The organism is Marseilla massiliensis (genome assembly GCF_016899855.1).
In the GTDB taxonomy this organism is placed as follows: Bacteria; Bacteroidota; Bacteroidia; order Bacteroidales; family Bacteroidaceae; genus Prevotella.
The window spans coordinates 1-10,897 of record NZ_JACJJG010000087.1 but is presented as its reverse complement, the minus strand read 5'-3'; the positions used below and the strand labels follow the sequence as shown (position 1 = coordinate 10,897).

The 10,897-nt window shown below is 42.7% G+C and carries 6 protein-coding genes and 1 tRNA gene; 5 read left to right on the top strand and 2 right to left on the bottom strand.

Features of this window, described 5'->3' with window-relative positions; translation table 11 throughout:
* Positions 1 to 182: 182 nt before the first annotated feature.
* Positions 183 to 821 carry a BamK family beta-barrel-assembly machinery protein gene (locus tag H6A34_RS11540; RefSeq protein ID WP_205105639.1) on the bottom strand — a complete coding sequence of 213 codons (639 nt, stop codon included), beginning with the start codon at positions 819 to 821 and terminating at the stop codon, positions 183 to 185.
* 181 nt (positions 822 to 1,002) lie between these two features.
* A tRNA-Met gene (locus tag H6A34_RS11535) sits at positions 1,003 to 1,075 on the bottom strand.
* A 335-nt stretch (positions 1,076 to 1,410) separates the two neighbouring features.
* Here H6A34_RS11535 and H6A34_RS11530 point away from each other — a divergent pair.
* The 5 genes from H6A34_RS11530 (at position 1,411) to tamL (ending at position 10,709) form a co-directional block, all read left to right on the top strand.
* Positions 1,411 to 2,013 carry a TetR/AcrR family transcriptional regulator gene (locus H6A34_RS11530; protein ID WP_205105638.1) on the top strand — a complete coding sequence of 201 codons (603 nt, stop codon included), beginning with the start codon at positions 1,411 to 1,413 and terminating at the stop codon, positions 2,011 to 2,013.
* 42 nt (positions 2,014 to 2,055) lie between these two features.
* The gene (gene fabG / locus H6A34_RS11525; protein WP_021948361.1) at positions 2,056 to 2,802 is read left to right on the top strand and encodes a 3-oxoacyl-[acyl-carrier-protein] reductase; all 747 of its coding nucleotides are present in this window, start codon (positions 2,056 to 2,058) and stop codon (positions 2,800 to 2,802) included.
* Between the two features lie 105 nt (positions 2,803 to 2,907).
* On the top strand, positions 2,908 to 3,579 hold the full coding sequence (locus tag H6A34_RS11520; RefSeq protein ID WP_205105637.1) for an RluA family pseudouridine synthase: 672 nt from the start codon (positions 2,908 to 2,910) through the stop codon (positions 3,577 to 3,579).
* Between the two features lie 249 nt (positions 3,580 to 3,828).
* A complete protein-coding gene (locus H6A34_RS11515; protein ID WP_239480861.1) occupies positions 3,829 to 8,313 on the top strand; it encodes a translocation/assembly module TamB domain-containing protein in 4,485 nt (1,494 codons plus the stop codon).
* Between the two features lie 35 nt (positions 8,314 to 8,348).
* Entirely contained in the window at positions 8,349 to 10,709 is a 2,361-nt protein-coding gene (gene tamL / locus H6A34_RS11510; protein WP_239480860.1) for a translocation and assembly module lipoprotein TamL, read from the top strand.
* Positions 10,710 to 10,897 lie beyond the last annotated feature (188 nt).

Sequence of the window (10,897 nt, the reverse complement as noted above, 5' to 3'; positions counted from 1 at the left end):
ATTAAGAGTTAAGAATTAAGAGTTAAGAATTAAGAGTTAAGAATTAAGAGTTAAGAATTAAGAGTTAAGAATTAAGAATTAAGAGTTAAGAGTTAAGAGTTAAGAGTTAAGAAAATATGCCTTGTCAGATAAACACACGAAGGTATTTTTCTTAATTCTTAACTCTTAATTCTTAATTTAAATTACCTTCCCCTTTGATATGTTATAGTATAAAAACACGGATAAACACCAGAAGAAGCATATTTATGTCCCTGAGTGCTCGGAACAATGAGGTTCACCTTTGCAATCTCCTCGTCGGGTGAAGTCTGTCTGCCAACCTTTATATAAGGGAATGGCACGAGCCATCCTGTGGGAACCGAAGTACTACCATAAAAAGTATACATCAGGCTTGACTCAGTAAGGAATGACGCAGTAAAAGAACCGTTTGTATTTGTAACGCTCATCTTTTCCGGGATAGAAGCAAACGCAAGAATATCATTTGTCAGCTGTATGGAGTCTGTGAGGATATTACGCTCTGTAAAACGGCACAATACGGTTGTTGTCTCACCGTCCTGTATCGGTTCGCCGCATCCTTCCCTTACAATCTGCATGTAAACTCCCGAATTCTGCATCAACACATATTCGTTATTGGAAACATCCGTCTTATAACCGTTTTCCCGAAACTCTGACTCTGTAATGACCGTTATAGACGAATCGCGGATAAACTGGCTTATTGCCGAATTTTCTCTATCCCTTTGTTCTGCGTAAGTCTCTGTATCATCGCAACTTGCAAGTATAACAAGTGCAAGCATGGTGATAAATGCGAATGCTAATTTCTTCATTATCCTATCCTAATAATATACAACGGGCACAAAATTACAAAAAATGCTTCAATTACGAAACCACATCATACATAATTATGCTACTTTAACTCAAAACTTACAAGGTGGGGACAATATGCTTTCTAACAGACAAAAAAGAAAGGATAACTTGTTGTATCCAACAAATTATCCTTTAGAATAGTTGCGGAGGCAGGACTCGAACATGCGACCTCCAGGTTATGAGCCTGGCGAGCTACCAACTGCTCCACTCCGCGATGTTAATATTTAAACTGCGCCTCATTTCTGATTTGCGAGTGCAAAGGTACATCTTTTTGCTGAACAATGCAAATATTTATTCACTTTTTTGCTCCTTAACACTAAAAAACCGTTAAAACACAACATCTAAACATAACTACAAGGGCAAAATCAAGTAAGCATAATGCAAAACCGCAAACAGTAAACGTATAGGAATAAAGAAAAGAAAACATGGCATATATTTTAATTATATAAATGAATAAGTCACAAATATTTTGCCGTATCAAATAAAATTGATACTTTTGCACATGAGTACTGAAATGTGCAATAGATAAAGAGGAGAGGAGTTTTTAAGATGTCTATATCAAAAACAAGACAAAAATTAGTAGACGTTGCCAGGCAATTATTCGCAAAGAACGGCCTGGAAAACACAACGATGAACGACATTGCACGGTCTTCGGGCAAGGGAAGAAGAACTTTATATACATATTTTAAAAGTAAAGAAGACGTATATTACGCCGTCATAGAATCAGAATTAGAACGTCTTTCGGACAAGATGGACGAAGTTGCCGCAAAGAAAATAAGGCCTCAAGATAAAATAATAGAACTCATCTACACACATCTCAACATGATAAAAGAAACGGTAATGCGTAACGGCAATTTACGCGCCGCCTTCTTCCGCAATATCTGGATGGTAGAAAAAGTCAGAAAGAATTTTGACGAAGATGAAATCGAACTATTCCGTAAAGTTTACGCGGAAGGAAAAGCAGACGGCGAATTTGACATTGACAATGTAGAACTTGTTGCCGACATCACGCATTATTGTATTAAAGGACTTGAAGTGCCTTACATTTGTGGCCGTTTGGGACACGGTATGACACCCGAGGCCAGCAAGCCTCTTGTGGCAAAGGTCGTATACGGTGCACTTGGAAGATCAATGGACAAAATCACAAAATAATAAAGAACACTATTATAAAAACATTCTAAACAATAACACAAAATGAAATTATTGGAAGGTAAGACCGCACTTATTACGGGTGCGGCACGCGGTATAGGCAAGGCCATCGCGTTAAAATTCGCTGAAGAAGGCGCAAACATCGCATTTACTGATCTCGTCATTGACGAAAACGGCAAAGCCACTGAAGCTGAAATAGCAGCAAAAGGCGTTAAAGCAAAAGGTTACGCCAGCAATGCAGCAGACTTCGCCCAGACTGCAGAAGTAGTAAACCAGGTAAAAGAGGATTTCGGCTCGATAGATATTCTCGTAAACAACGCCGGAATAACAAAAGACGGACTGATGATGCGTATGACCGAAGCTCAATGGGATGCAGTCATTAACGTAAACCTGAAATCAGCGTTTAATTTTATACATGCATGTACACCTATTATGATGCGCCAAAAGAGTGGAAGCATTATAAACATGGCTTCTGTCGTAGGTGTTCATGGCAATGCCGGACAGTGCAACTACGCTGCATCTAAAGCAGGACTTATCGCTCTTGCGAAGAGCATAGGGCAGGAAATTGGTTCACGTGGCATTCGCGCTAACGCAATTGCTCCTGGATTTATCGAAACCGCAATGACACAAGCACTTCCGGACAATATACGCAAGGAGTGGATACAGAAAATACCGTTGCGTCGCGCAGGACAAACGGAAGACATCGCGAATGTAGCTGTATTCCTCGCGTCAGACCTGTCTTCGTACGTAACAGGACAGGTTATCCAGGTTGACGGTGGCATGAACATGTAATTCATATCAAGATAAAAATTAAGAGTCAATAAGACATTTCTTATATCAGCATATAATGTAAGTAATACTTTTTGGCTCTTAATTTTTGCCTTATAAGACCATACAATGAAAGTAGTTTACGAAGACAATCATATAATTATAGTATCCAAGCGCAGTGGTGAAATTGTGCAAGGAGACAAGACCGGCGACAAGACTCTTGCCGATGAAGTCAAAGCGTATATTAAAGAAAAATACGCTAAACCAGGCAATGTCTTTCTTGGTATCACACATAGGCTTGACCGTCCTGTATGGGGGCTTGTTGTCTTCGCAAGAACATCAAAAGCGTTAGCACGACTTAACGACATGTTCCGTGAGGGGAATGTAAACAAAACATATTGGGCTATATGCCAAAACGCCCCAGAAGTACCGGAAGCGACACTTACCCACTGGCTTACACGTAATGAAAGACAAAACAAAAGCTACGCTTATGATAAAGAAGTGCCGGGAGCTAAAAAAGCCGTGCTACATTACAGAACTATCGGAAAATCAGAAAGGTACACTCTGATAGAAGTAAAACTGATGACCGGCCGTCACCACCAAATACGTTGTCAATTAGCAAAAATAGGTTGCCCGATAAAAGGAGACCTGAAATACGGAGCCCGCAGAAATAACCCTGACGGCAGTATCTCTCTCTTGGCACGTAAAATAGAATTTGCCCACCCTGTATCTAAAGAACATATTTGCGTCGAAAGCGAAGTTCCTGATGACAAATTGTGGCATGAAATAAGCGGAATTTAACTAATTCGGTACACTTTATACAAAATTTATTTTTCTTTTTCCAAAATAATTGCTTACTTTGCAATAAATACATTCATTGTTTATAATTGGATATAATCCGTGCGGAAAAAGAGAATTATAAAATTGGCTGTCGGCATTATACTGACGCCGATTCTGTTATTTTTAATATTGGCAATCTTACTTTACATCCCTCCTATCCAAAATTGGGCCGTAAAGAAAGTCATGTCATACGCTTCAGAACAAACCGGGATGGAAATTTCCATCGAACGGGTAAAACTCGTATTTCCACTTGATTTGGGAGTGGACGGTTTTCTAATGATACAGCAAAATGATTCCTTACCGCAAGTCAAGGACACTATTGCCGATGTCAAGAATCTTATTGTTGAAGTCCAACTCAAGCCTTTATTTAAAAAAAATGTAGAAATTGATGCCCTTGAGTTCAAGGACGTAAAACTTAACACGGCCAACTTCGTACACGAAGCAAGGGTAAAAGGGACTATTGGACGACTGCATTTGAGGAGTCACGGCATTGACTTGAGCAAGGAAACAATAAAAGTCAACGAAGCAACCCTTGCCAATGCAAAAGTCGACATCGAATTAAGCGACACCGTTCCACCTGACACATCAACGACTAAAAACAACTGGAAAATATCTGTTGATGAATTAGCCATTTCTGGCACAGGTATTACCGTACACATGCCTGGCGATACACTGCAAATAGCTGCATATCTTGGAAAAACAAAAGCTGTAAACGGTTATTTTGACCTTTATTCCGGACTATACAAAATTCAAAGCCTTGACTGGAAAGAAGGAAGCCTCGCATACGACAATAATTATGAGACATTTACAAAGGGACTTGACGCAAACCACATAGCCCTTTCAAACGTCAGTCTCGGTATAGACTCCATTTATTATTGTGCCCCTGATTTAAAATTATCACTACGGGAATGCTCATTCAAAGAAAAGAGTGGGCTTACCGTTGAACGTTTTACCGGCCCGATTTCAATGGACTCGGTAAACCTCTATTTGCCTAAAATAGACTTTAAGACGTCCGATTCGTATCTTACCGCACAATTCATCATGGCCCTCAACGCATTTGACGATAATGCACCGGGCAAACTACGCCTTACGGCAGACTGTTCTATCGGTAAACAAGACATTCTTCGCGTAGTTGGCGACATGCCAACCGATATTACCCGCCGACTGCCCAACCAACCGTTAAGAATTAAAGCTGCCATTGTCGGAAACATGAAAAGTATGAACTTCGGGGGAGTGAATGTAAACTTTCCATCTGCATTCAATATCAGCATCAACGGTACAGCCGGAAACTTAACCGACACAGACAAGCTAAATGCAAAAGTAAAACTTGATACCAATACTTACAACCTTGATTTCGTAAGCGAAATACTCAAGTCACAGGGTACAGACATAACTATCCCTAGAAACATCAGCATAAAAGGCAATATCGGCATTAACGGACAATCATATACAGCAGACCTCACCGCAAATGAAGGAGGAGGGAATGTTAAGGTAAAGGGAAGCCTAAATTCCGAAAACATGAAATACAATGCCATGCTAATTGCCAAGGATCTTAAAGTAGGACATTTCATGCCCGGAAACGAATTCGGGAACCTTAGCGGGAACATTGTTGCGAAAGGGAAAGGCATGAACTTCACGTCGCCTAAAACACAATTTAATGCTAATGCCAGTGTTGAAAAATTTAACATCGGACAATATAACTTAGACGGAATAAGCCTTAACGCAGACATGGCTAACGGAAAAGCCAAGGCAGAGCTTAACAGTGACAATCCACTTGTTAAAGGTTTGGTAACCGTAAATGCATTACTTAATCCTAAAATGCTGCAATCCACATTAACGGCTGACGTAAAACACGCCGACTGGTATGGATTGCATATGGTCGAATCGGAACTGTCAACATCGTTAAAATGCAGGATAGACGTAAGTTCCGACCTGAAGACAATGCTGAGAATCAGTGGAAAGATCAACGACTTGGAAATCACCGATTCAAGCAAAGTTTTCCGTCCAGATGACTTGATGGTTGATATCCTGACAAGCCGCGATACAACACATTTTGTCACTGAATGTGGGGATTTCCGCCTACATCTAAACGGACAAGGTGGATATAAAAAGTTATTGGGCAAGGCTGATAATTTCGTACAAGAACTCAAGACTGAATTAAAAAGTAAACAAATAAACATATCAAAGCTACGCCAGGAATTGCCATTAGCGCAGCTATACTTAGTTACGGGAAAAGATAATCCATTAAGCCGCTTCATTGCCCATGAAGGATATACTTTCCAGGATGCAAGTATTGACGTATCATCATCTCCGGAAATCGGACTTAACGGCAACATACAATTACTTGAACTGCAAAACAGCTCGATGAAGCTTGACACAGTACGTTTCAATATTACTTCGGATTCCGTAAACTGCACATACAGTGCCCAAATAAGAAACAACAAAGACAACAAGCAATATGTATTCAACGCATTGCTTGACGGATACGTATTTGAAAAAGGTTCAGGAGCAAACATCAAGTTTTACGATGCACGCGACAGTCTTGGCCTAAAGCTTGGAGCGGAAGCCTCCATGGAGGACAAAGGCATAAAACTACACCTCTTAACAGACGAGCCTATTCTCGGCTACAAGAAATTCAAGGTCAACGAAGACAATTACATATATATGGGAACAGACCGGCGCGTATCTGCCAACCTAAGGTTGATGGCTGCCGACGGAACCGGAGTACATATATACTCCAATGACGATAACACAGAAGCCCTGCAAGACCTGACAATCGGTCTTAACAAATTTGATTTAGAGAAGGTCTTGTCAGTCGTTCCATATATGCCGAACATAACAGGCATAATGAACGGAGACTTCCACATTATACAAATGTCAGACAATCTGTCATTGTCCGCTGCCATTTCGGTAGATAAAATGACATATGAACGCAGTCGCATGGGAAATATCAGCACTGAGTTTGTATATATGCCACAAAGCGGAGGTGCACATAGCCTTGACGGAGTACTCAACTGCAACAACAAACAAGTAGCAGAACTAAGCGGTACATACAATTCTGAAGGAGAAGGTAATCTTGACGCAAAATTGACAATGAGCCGTATGCCTGCACGCCTGATCAACGGTTTCATTCCTGACAGGATAATCCGCCTTAACGGTTATGCCAACGGCGAGGTTGCCCTTAAAGGCACACTTGACAAACCGCAGGCTAATGGCGAAATTAAATTTGATTCCTGCTATATGCGCAGTGCTCAATACGGCGTAAGGATGAGATTTAGTGAAGACCCGTTACGTATTGTCGGCAGCAATCTGCTGTTCGAGGATTTCAAAATGTACGCAAATAATGATAATCCATTAACCCTGAACGGGAACATCGACTTCTCCAATCTCGACAATATGAACATGGACTTACGCATGGTTGCACGCAACTGTCAAGTCATCGACTCAAAAGAGAATCGCAGAAGTATCGCGTTCGGCAAAGCCTTTGTTGACTTCTTCGCTACAATGCGCGGTCCTGTTGAACGGTTGGAACTGCTCGGAAGGCTGGATGTACTCGGCACAACAGACATGTCATACATACTCCGAGACACCCCTCTTTCAACAGACAACCGGATGGACGACCTTGTAAAATTCGTCAGCTTTGAAGATACCGTCGCGACGGTGGTGGAACATCAACCAATGTCTGGCTTTACTATGGACCTTACCATGAACATCGACCAAGGAGCCCACGTTATGTGTTACCTTGACGCAGCCCACTCAAATTATTTGGACATTATGGGAGGTGGAAGCTTAAGAATGCAATACGACATGTCAGGAAACATAAGGCTTACAGGCCGCTACACACTTGACAACGGAGAAATGAAATATTCACTGCCTGTAATACCGCTCAAGACTTTTACAATACAAGATGGAAGTTACATTGAATTCACCGGTGACCCGATGAATCCAAAACTTAACATCACTGCGACAGAGCGCACAAAAGCGAGCGTATCATCTGGAGGAGAGAATGGTGACAGTCGTGACGTAGAATTTGACTGCGGCGTCATTATTACTAAAACACTGTCCGACATGGGACTTGAGTTTACCCTCAGTGCCCCTGAAGATATGACGCTTAACAGTGAACTACAATCCATGAGTGTAGAACAACGTGGTAAGCTGGCCGTGACGATGCTTACTACCGGAATGTATCTGTCTGACGGGAATACCGGAGGGTTCTCGATGAACAATGCCTTAAACTCATTCCTGCAAAGCGAGATCAACAGCATTACCGGCAATGCACTGCGTTCACTTGACCTCAGCTTTGGCATGGACAACTCAACAGGAGCTAACGGAGATACACATACCGACTACTCATTCAAGTTCTCTAAGCGCTTTTGGAACAACAGATTACGTATTGTTGTCGGCGGCAAGGTATCAACAGGAGCAGACGTAACAAACCAGAATGAATCATTCTTCGACAATGTTACTTTCGAATACCGTTTGGGCAATTCGTCAGACAAATACGTCAAGCTGTATTACGATAACAATGCCTACGACTGGCTTGAAGGAACTGTACGTGAATACGGTTTCGGATTCATCTGGAGGCGCAGCCTGCAACACTTCAAAGACATTTTCAGTTTCGGCAAGAAAAAGGTTGCTGAACCAGCAAAAGCGGATTCAACATCGACAAAAAGGCAAGACGTCAAAAAACATTAGCCAATGTTCACACACTATAAATTAACCCAGAACTGATGAAACGGGATCATAACAACAAAACAACAAAACGCAACATACACAATGTACATGTGCCGATGGTTATCTGCGCATTGCTCTTTGCATTGATATTATCATCATGTTCAACAACAAAGAACATTCCCAAAAACGACCAACTCTTCATTGGCCTGACCAAAATTGAGTATAACAACTACGATAACGAAAAGGAAAATACTGACCACTTCACCTCAACTAAAGAAGAAATCGAGGCTTCATTAGCCACTGCTCCAAACGGAGCACTGTTCGGAAGTTCGTATTACCGAACGCCTTTCCCTTACGGTTTATGGATATGGAATGCATTTTCAGGCTCGAAAAATAAAATTGCCCAATGGATAACAAAAACATTCGGTAAGGCTCCGGTACTTATGAGGCAAGTCAATCCAGAACTAAGAGCTTCGGTAGCCCAGTCCGTTCTAAGGAACCATGGTTACCTTAACGGCACTGTTAGCTACCAAATAGTACCGCAGAAAAATCCCAAGAAGGCAAAAATCGGATATACGGTAAACTTTGGGCGATTGTTCACCGTTGATTCACTCGAATACGTTGACTTTCCGCAAATGGCCGACAGTCTGATTAACCTGACAAAAAATGACGCTCTGATAAAAAGCGGGTCGCCTTTAGACGCCTCTATAATGGACGCCGAACGAACCAGGCTGTCAACCTTGTTCCGCAATAACGGCTACTATTTTTACCAACCGAACTTTGCCTCCTACCTGGCTGACACAACAGCTGTTACGGGCAAAGCCAAGTTACGTCTGCAAATGGCAAGTAACCTTCCGGCCATTACAAGGCGCAAATGGTATATTGGCAACATACGCATTGACATACGAAAACAATTCATGGAAGAACTGAAAGATTCGTTCAGCCACCGTTATTTCACCGTAAGATTCAACGGCAAACGCCCACCTATACGCCCGAGAATAATACTTGCTGACCTTAGGCTGCGCCCACGCCAACAATTCAGTTACGACAGATATATCGAATCCTCCAATAAAATCAATGGCTCAGGACTATTCAGCTCCGTCGAATTCAACTTCACTCCACGTGACACTACGGGGCGCAGCGACACCCTTGACCTAAACCTGTCATGTACGTTCGGAAAGCCTTACGACTTCTACATTGAGACCAACTATAAAAACAAAATCAACGGCCGCCACGGTCCTGAACTTGTCATTGGTTTCACAAAGCGCAACGCATTCCGTGGAGGGGAAAAACTCGACATAAATCTTCACGGCTCATATGAATGGGAACAAGGCGGAAACGTCAATGGATCTGGCGGGAACATGAACTCTTACGAATATGGAGCCGACGCTTCTATCGAGTTTCCGCGCCTCGTTGTTCCGTTCCTCAAGCGCCGACGCTACTTCACCACCCCATCGACTTACGCGAAAATATCAATGAACGTACTCAACCGTCCTGATTATTTCAAGATGCATACGTTCTCGGCCGAGTGGACATATAAATGGCAACGTTCCGACAAATTGAGACACGAGTTCAGCCCGCTTACACTGCAATACCAAAAACTCAACCGCACAACGGCCAAGTTTGACTCCATACTGTATGCCAACCCTTATCTGCAAACGTCAATGCAAGACGTCTTCATTCCTAAAATACGCTACACACTGACCTACAGCTCAGCCATGCGCAGCCGTAATCCTCTGGTATGGGAAACAACCTTCACGGAAGCGGGCAACATACTTTCGCTGGGATACATGGCAGCAGGCGACAAATGGAGCCAGACGGACAAGCAACTGTTTTCCAATCCTTACGCACAGTTTCTCAAGCTGGAAACCGACATAAGCAAGACATGGCAGCTCGGCGAGAAGTCGCAACTCGTAGCTCACGCAAACGCAGGCATAATATATACGTACGGCAACAGCAGTGCCGCTCCTTACAGCGAGCAGTTCTATGTAGGCGGAGCCAACAGCATAAGGGCATTTGCCGTACGCAGCATTGGCCCCGGAAGCTATACCACTGACGTGTCGCGCCTGTCATATCTCGACCAGACTGGCGACATCAAGCTCCAGCTCAACCTTGAATACCGCTTCAATATCTTCGGCAGCTTGTACGGAGCAGGTTTTATCGACGCAGGCAACGTGTGGGCCCTGCGTGACGACGGATACCGCAAAGGGTCACAGTTCAAGTTTAAAAACGCTCTCAAGGAGATGGCCCTTGGCACTGGTATCGGAATCCGTTACGACCTCGAGTTCCTCGTGCTACGCCTCGACTGGGGCGTGGGTCTGCACGTTCCTTACGAAACGGGCAAGAGCGGATTCTACAACATACCTAACTTCAAAGACGGACAAGCCATTCACCTGGCCATCGGTTATCCGTTCTAATGAAAACAATAAAATTAAAAATGAAAGCCAAAAGCCGTTCAATATTTGTATTTTAACGTGAGTTCGGTATAAGAAAACGATTGAAAAAGTTGTGGGAATGAGATATTTTTAGGTTCATCCGCAGTTCAGTTGGATGGACGAATCATGAAGCGCAAAGAGTCTTAGCTTAAAATAATCATCGTCCCTGA

Bases quoted from the DNA above. Each gene is read 5' to 3' on its own strand.
- H6A34_RS11540 (WP_205105639.1), bottom strand. From the start codon at position 821: ATGAAGAAATTAGCATTCGCATTTATCACCATGCTTGCACTTGTTATA.
- H6A34_RS11520 (WP_205105637.1), top strand. From the start codon at position 2,908: ATGAAAGTAGTTTACGAAGACAATCATATAATTATAGTATCCAAGCGC.
- H6A34_RS11515 (WP_239480861.1), top strand. From the start codon at position 3,829: ATGGAAATTTCCATCGAACGGGTAAAACTCGTATTTCCACTTGATTTG.
- tamL (WP_239480860.1), top strand. From the start codon at position 8,349: ATGAAACGGGATCATAACAACAAAACAACAAAACGCAACATACACAAT.
- H6A34_RS11530 (WP_205105638.1), top strand. From the start codon at position 1,411: ATGTCTATATCAAAAACAAGACAAAAATTAGTAGACGTTGCCAGGCAA.
- fabG (WP_021948361.1), top strand. From the start codon at position 2,056: ATGAAATTATTGGAAGGTAAGACCGCACTTATTACGGGTGCGGCACGC.